The 14,509-nt window shown below is 36.2% G+C and carries 14 protein-coding genes and 2 tRNA genes; 8 read left to right on the top strand and 8 right to left on the bottom strand.

The window, feature by feature from the left end; genetic code table 11:
• Positions 1-102 precede the first annotated feature (102 nt).
• The gene (locus NOX80_RS05065; RefSeq protein WP_256552236.1) at positions 103-2,805 is read left to right on the top strand and encodes a zinc-dependent metalloprotease; all 2,703 of its coding nucleotides are present in this window, start codon (positions 103-105) and stop codon (positions 2,803-2,805) included.
• A gap of 50 nt (positions 2,806-2,855) precedes the next feature.
• On the opposite strand, the gene NOX80_RS05060 is transcribed toward NOX80_RS05065, so the two are convergent.
• The 4 genes from NOX80_RS05060 to NOX80_RS05045 form a co-directional block, all read right to left on the bottom strand.
• On the bottom strand, positions 2,856-3,374 hold the full coding sequence (locus NOX80_RS05060; RefSeq protein WP_256552235.1) for a hypothetical protein: 519 nt from the start codon (positions 3,372-3,374) through the stop codon (positions 2,856-2,858).
• 39 nt (positions 3,375-3,413) lie between these two features.
• Positions 3,414-3,980: an aminoacyl-tRNA hydrolase gene (gene pth, locus NOX80_RS05055; RefSeq protein ID WP_256552234.1), complete on the bottom strand. Its 567-nt coding sequence runs from the start codon at positions 3,978-3,980 to the stop codon at positions 3,414-3,416.
• Between the two features lie 163 nt (positions 3,981-4,143).
• Positions 4,144-4,755 (bottom strand): 50S ribosomal protein L25/general stress protein Ctc, encoded by a 612-nt coding sequence (locus NOX80_RS05050; protein ID WP_256552233.1) that lies wholly within the window; start codon positions 4,753-4,755, stop codon positions 4,144-4,146.
• 31 nt (positions 4,756-4,786) lie between these two features.
• The gene (locus tag NOX80_RS05045) at positions 4,787-5,728 is read right to left on the bottom strand and encodes a ribose-phosphate pyrophosphokinase (protein ID WP_256552232.1); all 942 of its coding nucleotides are present in this window, start codon (positions 5,726-5,728) and stop codon (positions 4,787-4,789) included.
• A 163-nt stretch (positions 5,729-5,891) separates the two neighbouring features.
• Here NOX80_RS05045 and NOX80_RS05040 point away from each other — a divergent pair.
• Positions 5,892-5,971 (top strand) — tRNA-Leu (locus tag NOX80_RS05040).
• Between the two features lie 402 nt (positions 5,972-6,373).
• On the opposite strand, the gene NOX80_RS05035 is transcribed toward NOX80_RS05040, so the two are convergent.
• The 3 genes from NOX80_RS05035 to NOX80_RS05025 form a co-directional block, all read right to left on the bottom strand.
• Complete coding sequence (locus NOX80_RS05035) at positions 6,374-6,925, bottom strand: hypothetical protein (RefSeq protein ID WP_256552231.1); 552 nt, start codon at positions 6,923-6,925, stop codon at positions 6,374-6,376.
• Positions 6,926-7,045: 120 nt separating this feature from the next.
• Positions 7,046-7,399, bottom strand: a complete 354-nt coding sequence (locus NOX80_RS05030) for a hypothetical protein (RefSeq protein WP_256552230.1) — start codon at positions 7,397-7,399, stop codon at positions 7,046-7,048.
• A 45-nt stretch (positions 7,400-7,444) separates the two neighbouring features.
• A complete protein-coding gene (locus tag NOX80_RS05025) occupies positions 7,445-7,915 on the bottom strand; it encodes a hypothetical protein (RefSeq protein ID WP_256552229.1) in 471 nt (156 codons plus the stop codon).
• Positions 7,916-8,453: 538 nt separating this feature from the next.
• Between NOX80_RS05025 and NOX80_RS05020 the strand changes: the two genes are divergently transcribed.
• The 4 genes from NOX80_RS05020 to NOX80_RS05005 all read left to right on the top strand — a co-directional run bounded on the left by NOX80_RS05020 (position 8,454) and on the right by NOX80_RS05005 (position 10,813).
• Positions 8,454-10,010: an OmpA family protein gene (locus tag NOX80_RS05020; protein ID WP_256552227.1), complete on the top strand. Its 1,557-nt coding sequence runs from the start codon at positions 8,454-8,456 to the stop codon at positions 10,008-10,010.
• A gap of 29 nt (positions 10,011-10,039) precedes the next feature.
• Entirely contained in the window at positions 10,040-10,174 is a 135-nt protein-coding gene (locus tag NOX80_RS05015; RefSeq protein ID WP_256552226.1) for a hypothetical protein, read from the top strand.
• A gap of 68 nt (positions 10,175-10,242) precedes the next feature.
• Positions 10,243-10,581, top strand: a complete 339-nt coding sequence (locus tag NOX80_RS05010; RefSeq protein ID WP_256552225.1) for a DUF1508 domain-containing protein — start codon at positions 10,243-10,245, stop codon at positions 10,579-10,581.
• A gap of 146 nt (positions 10,582-10,727) precedes the next feature.
• Positions 10,728-10,813 (top strand) — tRNA-Leu (locus NOX80_RS05005).
• Positions 10,814-10,915: 102 nt separating this feature from the next.
• On the opposite strand, the gene NOX80_RS05000 is transcribed toward NOX80_RS05005, so the two are convergent.
• Positions 10,916-11,578, bottom strand: coding sequence for a suppressor of fused domain protein (locus tag NOX80_RS05000; protein WP_256552224.1), 663 nt, complete (start codon positions 11,576-11,578; stop codon positions 10,916-10,918).
• Positions 11,579-11,902: 324 nt separating this feature from the next.
• On the opposite strand from NOX80_RS05000, the gene NOX80_RS04995 reads away from it, so the two are divergent.
• Together NOX80_RS04995 and NOX80_RS04990 are read left to right on the top strand one after the other, a co-directional pair.
• Positions 11,903-13,240 (top strand): TolC family protein, encoded by a 1,338-nt coding sequence (locus NOX80_RS04995; RefSeq protein ID WP_256552223.1) that lies wholly within the window; start codon positions 11,903-11,905, stop codon positions 13,238-13,240.
• A 10-nt stretch (positions 13,241-13,250) separates the two neighbouring features.
• Positions 13,251-14,483 carry an efflux RND transporter periplasmic adaptor subunit gene (locus NOX80_RS04990; RefSeq protein ID WP_256552222.1) on the top strand — a complete coding sequence of 411 codons (1,233 nt, stop codon included), beginning with the start codon at positions 13,251-13,253 and terminating at the stop codon, positions 14,481-14,483.
• Positions 14,484-14,509: the final 26 nt, after the last annotated feature.

Here is a 14,509-nt window from a genome sequence, read left to right as displayed (position 1 = left end):
GGGCTTTTCTGCTTATAACAGCACTATTTTAAAAAGGTTACTTAAACTGTAATCTTTTTAGCATTTCAACCGAGTAATTATTAACTATAAATCCAATAACTAATGAAAAGAAGATTACTATTCGTAGTATCAGCCTTTTGCTTATTTGCATCGGGCTATGCACAGGGTTCTCTCTGGACGAAAGTCAAGGAAGATCGAATCCAGATGTACGAAAAGATGGAGCGTGCCTCCTATCCTCAGAAATTTGAGTTGTTTTCACTTGACCTTCAAGGTATGAAAGCCAAGCTACAAAACGCTCCTTTACGCGAAACCTCCAATGGTGTTTCGGATGTTGTACTAAATTTCCCTAATCCGTCAGGAAAAATGGAAAGCTACCGCATTTTCGAATCACCAGTTATGGAAGCCGGATTAGCAGCCAAATATCCGGGTATCAAAACGTACATTGGTAAAGGTATCGATGACCCAAGCGCTACCATCAACTTTAGTGTTACACTATTCGGTCTTCACTCGATGACTTTATCCGGTCAGACAGGTACGTCATATATCGACACGTACACGAAAGATCTTAACAACTACATCGTTTACTCCCGAAGCGAACTAACCACAAATCGTTCATTCAGCTGTATGAATGAAGACGATGCGGAAGAAGTAGCCGGAAGAGTAATCGAAAACAGTGCTACCGCTTTAGCAAACGACGGTAAATACAGAGTATACCGTTTAGCTATGGCATGTACTATTGAGTATGCTGCTTTCCACGTAAACGCTGCCGGACTTGGTGGTGGTACTACTGCACAGAAAAAAGCAGCTGTATTAGCTGCAATGAACGTTACTATGGCTCGTGTAAACGGTCTTTACGAAAGAGACATGGCAATTCACATGAACTTAGTAGCTAACAACGATTTAGTTATCTTTATTGATTCTGATACTTTTGACAACGATAACGCTAACACGTTAATCAACCAAAGTCAGACTGTAATTGACGCTAACATCGGTTCAGGAAGCTACGATATCGGACACACTGTAAGTACAGGTGGTGGTGGTTTAGCACAGTTAAACTCACCGTGTACAAGCAACAAAGCAAGAGGTATCACAGGATCACCTTCACCGGTTGGAGACCCTTATGATATCGATTATGTAGCACACGAAATGGGTCACCAGTTCGGAGCAACACACACATTCAACGGACTTGGCGGTAACTGTACTACAACAACCCGTAGTGCCGGTACAGCTGTTGAGCCAGGTAGTGGTAACACTATCATGGGATATGCCGGTATTTGTCCGGGTGTAGACGTTCAGAACAATTCTGATGCTCACTTCCATGCTGTAAGTATTGGACAAATGCAAGCTTTTGTAAATTCAATTGGTACTTGTGCCGTGATCACAAACAACGGAAACGTTGCACCGGTAGTAAACGCCGGATCAGATTATACAATCCCTTACGGAACTGCATTTATCCTTAAAGGAAGTGCTACTGACTCAGCTGGTGAGGTTTTAACTTACTGTTGGGAACAAACCGATACACAAATTTCGACTCAACCACCGGTAGCAACATCTACTTCAGGGCCGAACTTCAGATCATTCCCTCCAAAAACAACTCCTAACCGTTACATGCCTCGTTTTGAAGATGTATTAGCAGGAAACCTTGTTCCAACCTGGGAAGTAGTTCCAAATGCAGCAAGAACGATGAATTTCGCCTTAACTGTACGTGATAACAAAGCACCAAACGGAGGACAAACCAATCGTGATGATATGGTTGTAACATTTGCTAACACAGGACCTTTCCGCGTAACTTCACCAGCTACTGCTGACGTTTCATGGACTCAAGGATCTACACAGACTGTAACTTGGGATGTTGCCGGAACTACAGGAAACGGTATTAACACTGCTAACGTAAACATCTTATTCTCTAGTGATAATGGTGTTACTTTTACAACTTTAGTGGCTAACACTCCAAACGACGGATCTCAGTCAATTACAGTTCCAAACGTAGCTTCTCCTAAATGTAGAATTATGATTGAAGCTGTAGGTAATATTTACTACGCGTTATCTAAAAATATCGCAGTAGGATATACTATCGCTACAACTTGTAATACTTACACTGCTAATCCTAACACTACAATTGCAGCTCAAAACCCAATTGCATGGCAAATTATGGGTTCAGTAAACGTTCCGGATAACGTTACGATTTCTGACCTTAACTTAAATGTTAACATTACTCACACTAGAATTAACGATCTATACATCGGTTTATTAAAACCAGGTGCTACAACAGTTGGTGAGATTCGTATCGTATACCAACAAGGATGTTCTACTTTGTTTTCTAACATGAACACTACTTTTGACGATTCAGGAGCGAACTTAAGCTGTGCTGGTATCAACACTGCCGGAAATGCTTACAAACCGTTAAACACTTTAGACATCTTCAACGGACAAAGTTCACTTGGAGCATGGAGATTAGTTATTGCTGACGTAGCAGCGGCTAACAACGGAGTATTAAACAGCTTCGGAGTTAATATCTGCTCCAGAACGGAAACATTAGGTACAAGCAACTTCGGATTACAAGATTTCAACATCTTCCCTAACCCGAACAACGGTAACTTCCGTGTTTCTTTTAACTCAAACTCAAGCAACGAAATTAAAGTAGTATTACACGATATCCGCGGACGTGAGATCTTCAACAAATCTTACCAAAACGCTGGTTTATTCAACCAGGATATCCAGTTGAACAATGTTCAATCCGGAATCTATATCGTATCTGTTGTTGACGGAGATCACAAAGAAGTAAGAAAGATTGTTATTGAATAACAATTCATCTATACGATAAACAAAAAAAGAGTCCCGAAATCGGGACTCTTTTATTTTACAACAGTAGCTTTAACCTGGGTAAAGACCTGTGGCACTTCTTTTATTTTAAAATCAAGTTCAAAAGCTATAGCACTTCCTTTTTGCTTAAGATTGAGAACTCCTTGATTAACCGCAAAAAAACCGGCTTGCCCTCTACAGAAACAATGCCTTCCAAACAGCATTTTCACATTTGAAAGATCACCATCTTTCAGTTGAAGCGTTTCTACTCCATTATCGATTTCAAAAATAATTTCCTCTTTATGTTGTCCGTCCTGAAGTCCTTCTTCTACATTTCGATTATAGGCATACACCACGACCGACTTATTAGTATCATCTGCTAATTGATAATACAACTTTCCGAGTCCATCTGTTTTTAAATCGATTGCTTTATTTTTAAACACCTCAACGGTACATTTACCGTCACTCGGACATTCCGATTCAATAGTGGTCATCATAGTAGCCTTATTAGTATTAGCAGTATTGCAAAACGACAGCGCCAACAATACCGGGATAAGCAATATTTTCTTCATATCAGCAGTTTTTAACCTTTTAAAGATAACGAAAAAGTCTTATTTACCGTTAAAGGTATTCATCGTATTGTTTAATCCTGCCAGCGCAAATGACTGAATCGCTTCAACAGCGACATCCAAACGTTCCGGAAGTTTTGCTTTTTCTTCTTCAGTCCATTCCCCTAAAACATAGTCTACCTGCTGGCCTTTTTTAAACTCATCACTGATTCCAAATCGAAAACGAGGATATTCAGCCGAGTTGAGTACTAACTGAATATTTTTAAGTCCATTATGACCGCCGTCACTTCCTTTAGATTTGATACGAATCGTTCCGAACGACAAATTCAGATCATCGGTAATAACAAATACGTTTTCTTTTGCTATCTTTTCTTTATCCATCCAATATTGTACCGCTTTTCCGCTTAGATTCATATACGTATTCGGCTTAAGCAATAAAAGCGTTCTTCCTTTTATCTTATATTCCGCCATCGCCCCTAGTTTTACCGTTTCGAACGACAGACTTTCTTTTTTAGCCAGGTGATCCAAAACCTTAAAGCCAATATTATGACGCGTATTCACATATTCGGCTCCGATATTTCCCAAGCCAACGATTAAAAATTTTTTCATCGGATCTGTATTTTCTTGTATTTCTTTTTTTCTGAATAACCAATCTATAATTTTCATGATGCAAAAGTACATATTTCATAAAGTTATCCGCTTTACACAGTTATTGATTACCATAAAAAAAGCACCGGGAATCCGGTGCTTTTCAAGTATTTGAAAAATAAAATTATTTTTTCTTTCCTTTTGCTGGTGCTTTTGCAGCTTTTGCAGCTTCCTGAGCAGCTTTCATAGCAGCACGTGAAATTCTCACTTGACACACTACAGTGTTATCCGGGTGTAACAATCTGAAGTTGTTTGTAGGTAATTTAGTTACATACAATTTGTTACCCATTTCTAATTCTGTAATATCGGCTTCAACGAAGTCTGGTAAGTTAGCAGGTAAAGCTCTTACTTTAAGTTTACGTTGGTTTAAACGTAAAACACCACCGGCCATTACACCTTTAGAGTTACCAATGATTTTTACAGGAACTTCCATAGTAATTTCTTTATCTTCGTGTAACTGGTAGAAGTCAATGTGTAAAATTTTATCTGATACCGGGTGAACCTGAATATCTTGTAAAATAGCGTTGAATGATTTACCGTTTTCCAATTCAACTACAACAGTGTGTACGTTTGGAGTATATACTAAACTTTTAAACGCTTTTTCTTCAGCGATAAAATGTACTGGTTGTTCTCCTCCGTATAACACGCAAGGAACCATTCCAGCATTACGTGCCGCTTTCGTTGCCGATTTGCCCACGCTTTCTCTTTCAGATCCTTTGATCGTAATTGATTTCATTTTGAAATATAATTAAATTAATAAAAAATTCTTAAACTATGAATTTGCTGCTGATTGAATTATTATTGTGAACCATGTGCATTACATCGGCAAATAATTCAGCGCAACTAACTACTCTGATTTTCTTACTCTGTTTTTTTAGCGGAATAGAATCAGTAACGATTAATTCCTCAATTTTAGAGTTTTCAATTTTTTCATAAGCATCACCCGACAAAATAGCATGTGTACAAATAGCACGTACACTTAAAGCTCCTCTTTCCATCATCATATCAGCCGCTTTAGCTAATGTCCCTCCGGTATCAATCATATCATCAACCAGAATCACATTTCGTCCGGTTACATCACCGATTAATTCCATTGTATCGATAACGTTAGCCTGTTTTCTTTGTTTATAACAGATTACCACATCTGATTCCAGGAATTTCGAATAGGCATAAGCTCTTTTCGATCCTCCCATATCCGGTGAAGCAATTGTTAATTTATCCAAATTCAGACTTCTTACATAAGGCAAGAAAATCGTTGATGCAAATAAATGATCAACCGGCTTTTCAAAAAAGCCCTGAATTTGATCAGCATGTAAATCCATCGTCATGATCCGGGTAGCTCCTGCCGCTTCGATCAGTTTTGCCACCAATTTCGCTCCTATCGGAACTCTAGGTTTGTCTTTTCGATCCTGACGTGCCCATCCGAAATAAGGGATCACCGCTGTAATATGGCGAGCCGAAGCTCTTTTAGCCGCATCAATCATCAACAACAGTTCCATTAAATTATCAGAACTAGGAAATGTTGAGCATACTAAAAATACGCGTAATCCGCGTATTGACTCTTCAAAAGACGGTTGGAATTCTCCATCGCTGTATTTTGAAATTGTAACTTTACCAAGCGCTACACCGTAGTGCTTAGCTATCTGTTCAGCCAGATATTCACTTTGAGAACATGCAAATATCTTTGCTTCCGGTTCTATATGTGACATTTTAATATGTTGTTTAGTAGTTAGTTAGTGTTGTCGTGTTTAAACGAGGTGCAAATTTAGAAATTAAATTCCACACTTAAAGAATATTTTCCTTTATTTTTTTGATTATTTCTATTTTTTTTATTTACATTTGCACCCACAATTGACAAACAGTTGTCATGAAGCCTAGGTGGCGGAATTGGTAGACGCGCACGACTCAAACTCGTGTACTACGGTGTGTGGGTTCGATTCCCACCCTAGGTACAAAAGCTTCAAACATAGTTTGGAGCTTTTTTATTTTACACCCATTTGTATTCTCGCACTTCCCAGCTCTATATTAAAAGAACAAGCGCAAAATCAAGCTAACCTCAACCACCATATTTATCACCCTCTTACATGGCTTTCTAATCCGTTCTTAAAATGAAATAAACAAGCTAAGAAACTTAATCTTTACCCTTACTAAAAACATAACTACATCTTTTAGACCTGCTCTTTCATTTGATCATCCAAATTACAATTCCGATCCAAGCATAGACTGAAGACTACATTCCGTAGTAACAATCACCAACTTACACTCTTTTTAGCAAAAAAAACCTCAACCATAACGTCAGAGCTTTTACTTTATTTATTGTATGCACGGATTGCAAATCATAAGTATTCGAAACCTTAAAAGCTATATTTTATCATATCTTCATTTGGGCTCTCTTCTTCTAAAAAACATTCATCAACGATATTCTTATTAAAATCTATAATTTGATAAAAATAAAAATTGGATATTTTTCCTGTAAAATTCTGTGGACCTGAAACAATAAATAGCTTTTTAGGCAATTTTTCATTTATATAAAAAACAGAATTCCTATAATCAATAATTACATTTTCAAAAACATCATTATTGAAAATTTTATTAATCCGATTGTTGACAGTTAATTCAACCTCATTATTATACACAATTCTCCCTTTATTGATAGAATTTTGAGCAAACTTAAGATTAAAATCCTCATTATTAAAGAAATAACATTTCACTTCAAATTCTTCACCTTCGACATCATATTTAATATTTTCACCTCTATTAATAACACTGTAACCATTTTTCAATTCATACTCCTTCCCTTTCTCATCATTAAGAACCTGACATTTTCCACCACAGAAAAAAAGAAAAAAAAAAAAAAAAAAAACAGTCGCGACAAGAAAACAAATTCGATTAACTACCCATTTCATTTAACATTCCTTTTTTAGTTACATTACCATTTACCAGTTCTGAAACACCAATACAGGATTAATAATAACCAGCAGCATTATACCTCACTTTACATACCCAACACCTGCCAGCAGGGGATCTTATTTTGTACTATAAATTTCATCTAGCTGTTCTTTTGCCAGCTCAACATCTTTTAATACTGAATCACTTTTTGTAAGCAAATAATAACTATTTGCAAGCAAATATGCTTCATACGGGCTGTCTTCATAATACATATAAAAGTACTTCTCATATAAGGAATCATTTCTTTTTAAAAATACATTTCGGTAAATATCTTCATTTTCTTTTCCTATTTTCAAATAAGATTCTTGATATAGCTTAATCACTTTTTCATTACTACGAACTTGTACTTTATATTTGTTATAATAAATGAATACCAAAACAATACTTAATAAAAGTAAAAAACAAAAAATTATATTTTTTTTAGACATCATATTTTATTTTATTTTTTAAAACATCACCTATTTCAACAGGTGCGTTTATTTCTTTAACGTAAGCCGATCAAAAGGATCCTGACTCATAAACCAATCCTTATAATAAAGAAAAGAACAATATTTATAATACTCATCACCTTCCGTATTTCCATACACATCATATTCAATGGTCGCTATAAATTCAGCACACCCCTGAAGCCTTTCTCTCTCACTCTTTATAAATTCCTCCGAAATAGCCCCAAAACTCCTCAACCTCTTAAAATAAGACACCGTATCCAACAAACAATAACCATCTTTACCTTTCACAACATCCCAATCCCTAAAACCATTCTTGAAATACCAACCATAAAAAGAACCACCGCTTTTTTCAATCCTTTTTAACCCTCCCTTATCGTTACTCTCCGTTGAAATTTCAGCCGTACTATCTGATTTTTCCGTTTTAGAATTACAAGACGCAAAAAAAAAGACACAACAATAACAAACAAAATAAGCTTTTTTATTTCCATACGATACCAATAAAAGCGTTATAAATCACAGTAAATTCATACAAGCATCCCGAATTTACAGCATTAAATATAGTGGCTTTTCTTTCAAAAAAATACAATCCCCCAATCATTCTTATAAAACACTAAAAGCAATATCAAACAGCAACAACCAATTCTTTACACTCCATTTCAGACAGCATAACACGTCAAAAAAATTCTTACAATTACTTAACACACAAAACACTCGTTTTCATCACAAATTTTACCCTCATTTTTCACAAATAAAAGCATTACTTTCAAAAACAACCATCTACAAACAACTCAAAATCAGCATTTAAAACCAAGTAAAAACACCTGGTTCCATCATTACAAATCTCACATTTTAACACCGTATTGTTAGTTTCTTAAAAAGACGTAAAATCCGCATAATGTAATCCTAATTTTACACTCGTGCATTTTGTCGATTTTTTACGTCAGTTTAAAGATTTATTGATGTAATAATAACAATCAGGTCTATATTCGTGACACTATCAAAATAATACAGTATAAACATTGACAATATAGCAAAAATGAAATCCTCTAATCTTTTTGTTTTTTCATTGCTTTTTTCTGCACAATTATTCGCACAAGGACAAAGCAGTAACAATAAAGCCTTCAAAATACCTGAAAGCAACGGCTACAGTTTTACCACTTATGATGCCGGCGTAAACAGCGAGCTATCCGAAATCGGTACCGCTTTCTTTATGAATAAGTATTTAATCCTCTCTAATAAAAAAAGAGGATTCTCTACCGTATCTGTTGACCCGAAAACCAACACTCCGAATCACAACTTGTTTTGCGTTGATTTCGACAAAAACGGAAACCTGTCACGCCCAGTAATTTTCTCAAAATTATTAGACTCCGACAGTAACGAAGGTGGCGTAACTTTTTCTGCTGATCAAAAAACAATATACTTAACCCGGGCTAAAGAGAGTAACAGTAAACAATTTTCGCTTTACAAAGCCACTTTAGATTTACAAGCTAAGGGATTCTGGAAAGATATTCAGGAATTAACAATCAATGGAAATTACTCTATAGAAACGCCATTTATGAGTCCTAACGGGCAGAAAATATATTTTTCATCTGATAAAAAAGGTGGTTTCGGAGGTTATGACTTATATAGTGCTGACGTATTAGCAGACGGTACTTTAACCAACGTAACCAATCTAGGACCTACAGTAAACTCCGCTAAAGATGAAAAATACCCATATGTATCCGGCGACAACCGACACATCTATTTTTCTTCTAACGGACACGAAACTTTCGGTGGTTATGATGTATTCCGTGCATCTAATGTAAACAACGGGTTTATCAACCGTTCCAATTTAGGCGAGACCATCAACACAAATAATGACGAAATCGCTTTTACATACAGTCACCAAAATCAAGGTTATATTTCTTCTAACAGAAAAACCGATAAATCTGATTTTGACATTTATAAGTTCGAATTGGTTGTTTTGGAACAAAATTTCAATGCTTTAGTAGAAGAAAACAAAAGCAAAACAGCACTACCTAATACAGAAGTAGTTGTTAAAAACGAGTTCGGAGATGTTATCAAAACCCTTAAAACAGATAACAACGGTAAGTTCTCTCTAAAAATGAATCCGATGGTAGATTATACTATCGAAACCAAAAAAGAAGGATACGAACCGAATATCTATCGTTTTAAACCGAACGGAAATAGCCTGGAATACAAAGGTCATATTGCATTAAACCAATTAAAAGCCAAAGTAACCAACACTGCTATCGAAATCGAGAATATTTATTTCGCTTACAACAAAGTTGAATTACAAAAAGAATCTGAATTATCATTAAACAAAATCCTGGATGTATTACACGAGAATCCGGAAATGAAAATCAGCATTAACGCGCATAGCGATTCTAAAGGTAAAGCAGCTTATAACATGGCTTTATCTGAAAAAAGAGCGGAATCAACTTATAATTACCTGATCCAAAACGGAATCAGCAAAGATCGTCTGACCTACAAAGGCTACGGAAAATCGCAACTTAAATTCAAATGTAACGGTAATTGTCCGGAAGCATTAGAAAGTCAGAACAGACGAGTTGAATTCATTATAAAAAAATAAATCCACTATAAATTACTTAAACAAACCCCATGAAAAAATTATTCATCGCAGGAATTATCACTGTGTCTGTATTATCCGCTTCTTGTTCAAGCGGTTGGAATTGCAAATCCAGTTATGTTAAAAATGACGTAGCTAAAAAGAAAGAAATGCAGAAAGAAGCATAATAAAAGGTCCCTATTTAGGGACTTTTTTGTTAGTTTTGCCCTCCTTTAAAAAACAGAACGATTCGACGATGGGGGCATTTGTGATTACAAAAAGAGAAAACGGACAATACCGGTTTAACTACACTTCAAGGAAAGGAAAAATTATCCTTACCGGCGCCAGTCATAATCAAAAAGTAGGCTGTGTTCGTGATATCCAGATGTTAAAGCTTTATCATGCCGACACTTTGTTTTTAAAGTTCAAGACACCGGGTGGCAAATATTTTTTCCGCGTGGTAATTCAGGATCATATTTACGCTACCAGCAGAAAATTCACTACAGAATTACGTATCGCCAAAGGTATTGAAGAGATTCAACGCAATGTCGAAAAGGCCGAAGTTTTGGATTTTAGCGTGGAAATTTTCTTTTAAAGAAAATAATTTTCAAGTTTTCCTTTCCGATAACTTACTCTCCACCAACAACCTCTGAAAAATATAGCTTTTTTAAGCATTTCCAACACAAATAAAGCTTGCAGAATTAAAATATAGTACTACCTTTGCAACCGATACCGAAACATGCTCGAGTGGTGGAATTGGTAGACACGCTGGACTTAAAATCCAGTGAACAGTAATGTTCGTGCGGGTTCAAGTCCCGCCTTGAGTACAAAAGCTCCAAACAATGTTTGGAGCTTTTTTGTTATATATACTTTATGATTCCGATGTAGCTAGATTTGTCTTAATCAATAAAAGGCGCAAACGGCTTACATTATGCCACCGGTTCCCTATCTAAGTCACTATACGGATAATGTCCGGCATCTTCTAATCTTTCAAACAATGCTGCGCTTCCGTTTGCTCTTGCGAAATCCATTTCACTTCTAAAAACCTGCAAACACAAAAGCAGATGATGCTCGCTATCGCCTATTTTAAACACTTTATCATCCGGCTCATAAAGATCAAATATCAGACAGGTATTTTCTTCTCCTTCTTTGCCCGGCACTTCACAAGTTTCATTTGGATTTAAAACCGCTTGACGCGAGTAAAATCCAATCATTGTAAATATTCCGCAAATTTTTCTCTCAATAACATTAAACGGAGTCGTTGTCGTTTCTCCGTCACTATAATCGTATTTTGTAAAAGCAACCAGCTCATATGTCCCGAGTCGGTTAGGTAAAGGATTATCACCATTAGGATCTAAAAGCTCCATCGTGGCAAATCCCGTTCCTTTAATGTGATTTGGGAAGTAATACATATCTACCGCTCCGCCAACAGCAAAAGGAATTATGGCATGTCCTACAATACCGTGCATTTCTCCAAGAACATCTTCGAGACCTTTTGTTTTTTGCTCGTAATAAAGATCCAGTTCCTCATCCGTAAGCTCTTTTTGAACTTGCTGATCCTTTTTACCAAATAGTTTTTTAAAAATACTCATTTCTATATCGTTTATCTGTTCTTATGTTTATCATACTATCTATACAAAACCGAATAAATATACAAAATTCAACAAACATCAATCCTCCTTACAATTGATCTAATATATAGTAAATTCTGATTTTGAAACCAACTTTATTACACGAAATCTGTAAATCACAATCTAACGCTAAAAACACAATCAATTCATCAAAATTGTTAAAATATTAATTATATTTGATATACTTATTTAAAATTAGGCATAATTATCTCCAATATTTAACCTATAAACAATAAGAAACCAAAGTCTTGATTTATTTTTTTGAATTTAAATTATAGCACAGGTATGAAATCATATATCATTAGCGGTTTAACTGTAATTTCGATTTTTCATACGGTATATATTCAGGGACAAGATACAACACAACAACTCCCTACTATATGGAATCTGGAACAATGCATCTCCTATTCGAAAGAAAAAAATATTCAGATCAACACATTACGTCTCACCACAAAGACTTCTGAGCAAGATTTACTATTGGCAAAAGCTGCAAAATTCCCTAATCTTTCCGGAAGTGCTTCTCAAACCTACACCAATGCCAAAAACGCCGACTTAGTTGTGGGTGGATTTCAAACGCAATCAACATTTGCCGGAAACTATTCATTAGGAACATCAGTTACCTTATACAACGGCGGTTATTTAAACCAAAATATCAAACAAAAAAAGCTATTGATTGAGACAGCAGAATACAATGCCAAAGCAGCCGAAAACGATATCGCACTTCAGATTACTCAAGCCTATTTAACCATTCTGCTTACAAAGGAAAACAGCGTTTATTTAAATGAAATCCTGACGACATCGAAAGCACAATTAAAATTAGGTGAATTAAAATACAACGCCGGAAGTATTGCAAAAAAAGATCTGGTTCAGTTAAAAGCCCAATTGGCCACCGACAATTACAATCTTATTAGCTCTCAGAATACGGAAAAGCAAAATACTTTAACCTTAAAACAATTATTGCAACTCCCCTCCGGCTATACTTTAAATATTCAGAAACCGGATACTCTAATTGCTATTTTACCGGTTATTAATTTAGCCGAAGCCCAAAAACTGGCTTTAGAACAAAGACCGGAAGTAAAAAGCAGTCAACTGGCAACCGAAACAGCAGAACTGGAGTTAACAAAATCCAAAGCGGGTTATCAACCTATCTTAAGTGCCAGCGGTTCGATTGCTTCGGGATATTCCGACAATCAGCAAACTGCTTTTGCAACGCAACTGGACAATAATTTCTATCAGCGATTAGGTCTTTCCCTTTCAATCCCCATTTTTAACAATAGAATAGCCAAAACCAATGTTGAAAAATCAAAAATAGCAATTGATCAATCTAAATTAAATCTTACGAATACCGAAACGATATTGGCGCAACAGGTTGAACAAGCCTACATCAATGCGCTCAATGCACAATCCCAATATACGGCTGCACAGGAACAACTGGATGCCAACAAAGAAAATTATCGCATCGCTAATGAACAACTCCGTTTGGGAGGTATTACTACGGTCGACTATCTGCTACAAAAGAACTTATATGTTCAGGCTTTTCAAAATTTTATACAAGCAAAGTTCAACGCTGTTGTGAGTTTAAAAATATACGACTTCTACAAGGGAGAACCGATCAAACTCTAAAAAAACGAACATGAAAAAAAATAAATGGATCCTTATCATCATTGTCGGATTATTACTTGTAGGAGTTGTGGCCTATTTTATATTCCATAAAGAAGAAAACAGCGTACAGTTAACAACTGAAAAACCGCATTACGGAGATGTTGCTACCAGTGTATCAGCTACCGGAAAAATTCAGCCTGTAGATACTGTAGCCGTGGGAACTCAGGTATCCGGCACCATTCAAAAGGTTTTTGTTGATTTTAATTCGGTTGTTAAAAAAGGGCAATTACTCGCCCAAATCGATCAATCCTTACTACTTGCTCAGGTAGAACAGATTACCGCTAATTTACAACAGTCCAAAAGTAATTTTAGTTATCAGCAATCTAATTTCAACCGTCAAACGGAATTATACAATGCAGGCGGAATCAGTCGCGCCGATTATGAAACGGCAAAAAACCAATATGAAGTCGCCAGAGATAACGTTAACAGCGTATCAGCTCAATTAAAATCAATTAAGAAGAGTCTTTCTTTTACTGATATTTTTTCGCCTATAGACGGTACGGTGTTATCCCGAAAAGTAAGTGAGGGCCAAACCGTTGCTGCAAGTTTAAATACACCAACATTATTTAGCATTGCTAAGGATCTTACCAAAATGCAGGTTCAGGCATCGGTAGATGAAGCGGATGTCGGTAATATTAAAGTAGGCGAAAGAGCCAGTTTTACCGTAGATGCTTTTCCGGATGATGTATTTACCGGTACCGTAATTGAAGTACGCTTACAACCGACCATTTCATCGAATGTCGTAACCTATACTACTATTATCAACGCGCCGAATGACGATCTGAAACTTAAACCGGGCATGACCGCTAATATTGTGATTTACACCAAAGAAGTCAAAAACACTTTGTTGATCACTACCAAAGCGATAGCTTTTGTACCGGATTCTACTCTGGGCAAACAATTCAAAATCGGAAAAGCGCCTTTTTTACATACGAAGAAACACAAGAAAACCGAAAGCAAGTCCAATGACAGCATATCGGCTATCAAAAAAGCCATTGTATGGAAAAAAGAAGGCAATAACTTAATTCCCAAACAAATTGAAATCGGATTAGACAATGATATCGACGTACAGATTATCAAAGGAATAACGGAACAGGATGAGATTGTTACCGGCATCAAGGCACCGCAACAATCCAAAGGCGCCAAGACAAACAATTCAAGTCCTTTTATGCCGAAGCGTCCGGGCGGCGGCGGAAGGAACTAATATTTTTTTAGTGTAAAAAGAATTGT

The sequence above is a fragment of the Flavobacterium cerinum genome (genome assembly GCF_024496085.1).
Lineage (GTDB): Bacteria > Bacteroidota > Bacteroidia > Flavobacteriales > Flavobacteriaceae > Flavobacterium > Flavobacterium cerinum_A.
This window is presented reverse-complemented; position numbering and strand designations above follow the sequence as displayed.

What these genes read in the sequence shown, in the direction of transcription:
- NOX80_RS05065 (WP_256552236.1), top strand. Translation starts at nt 103, where the DNA reads ATGAAAAGAAGATTACTATTCGTAGTATCAGCCTTTTGCTTATTTGCA.
- NOX80_RS05060 (WP_256552235.1), bottom strand. Translation starts at nt 3,374, where the DNA reads ATGAAGAAAATATTGCTTATCCCGGTATTGTTGGCGCTGTCGTTTTGC.
- pth (WP_256552234.1), bottom strand. Translation starts at nt 3,980, where the DNA reads ATGAAAAAATTTTTAATCGTTGGCTTGGGAAATATCGGAGCCGAATAT.
- NOX80_RS05050 (WP_256552233.1), bottom strand. Translation starts at nt 4,755, where the DNA reads ATGAAATCAATTACGATCAAAGGATCTGAAAGAGAAAGCGTGGGCAAA.
- NOX80_RS05045 (WP_256552232.1), bottom strand. Translation starts at nt 5,728, where the DNA reads ATGTCACATATAGAACCGGAAGCAAAGATATTTGCATGTTCTCAAAGT.
- NOX80_RS05035 (WP_256552231.1), bottom strand. Translation starts at nt 6,925, where the DNA reads ATGAAATGGGTAGTTAATCGAATTTGTTTTCTTGTCGCGACTGTTTTT.
- NOX80_RS05030 (WP_256552230.1), bottom strand. Translation starts at nt 7,399, where the DNA reads ATGATGTCTAAAAAAAATATAATTTTTTGTTTTTTACTTTTATTAAGT.
- NOX80_RS05020 (WP_256552227.1), top strand. Translation starts at nt 8,454, where the DNA reads ATGAAATCCTCTAATCTTTTTGTTTTTTCATTGCTTTTTTCTGCACAA.
- NOX80_RS05015 (WP_256552226.1), top strand. Translation starts at nt 10,040, where the DNA reads ATGAAAAAATTATTCATCGCAGGAATTATCACTGTGTCTGTATTATCC.
- NOX80_RS05010 (WP_256552225.1), top strand. Translation starts at nt 10,243, where the DNA reads ATGGGGGCATTTGTGATTACAAAAAGAGAAAACGGACAATACCGGTTT.
- NOX80_RS05000 (WP_256552224.1), bottom strand. Translation starts at nt 11,578, where the DNA reads ATGAGTATTTTTAAAAAACTATTTGGTAAAAAGGATCAGCAAGTTCAA.
- NOX80_RS04995 (WP_256552223.1), top strand. Translation starts at nt 11,903, where the DNA reads ATGAAATCATATATCATTAGCGGTTTAACTGTAATTTCGATTTTTCAT.
- NOX80_RS04990 (WP_256552222.1), top strand. Translation starts at nt 13,251, where the DNA reads ATGAAAAAAAATAAATGGATCCTTATCATCATTGTCGGATTATTACTT.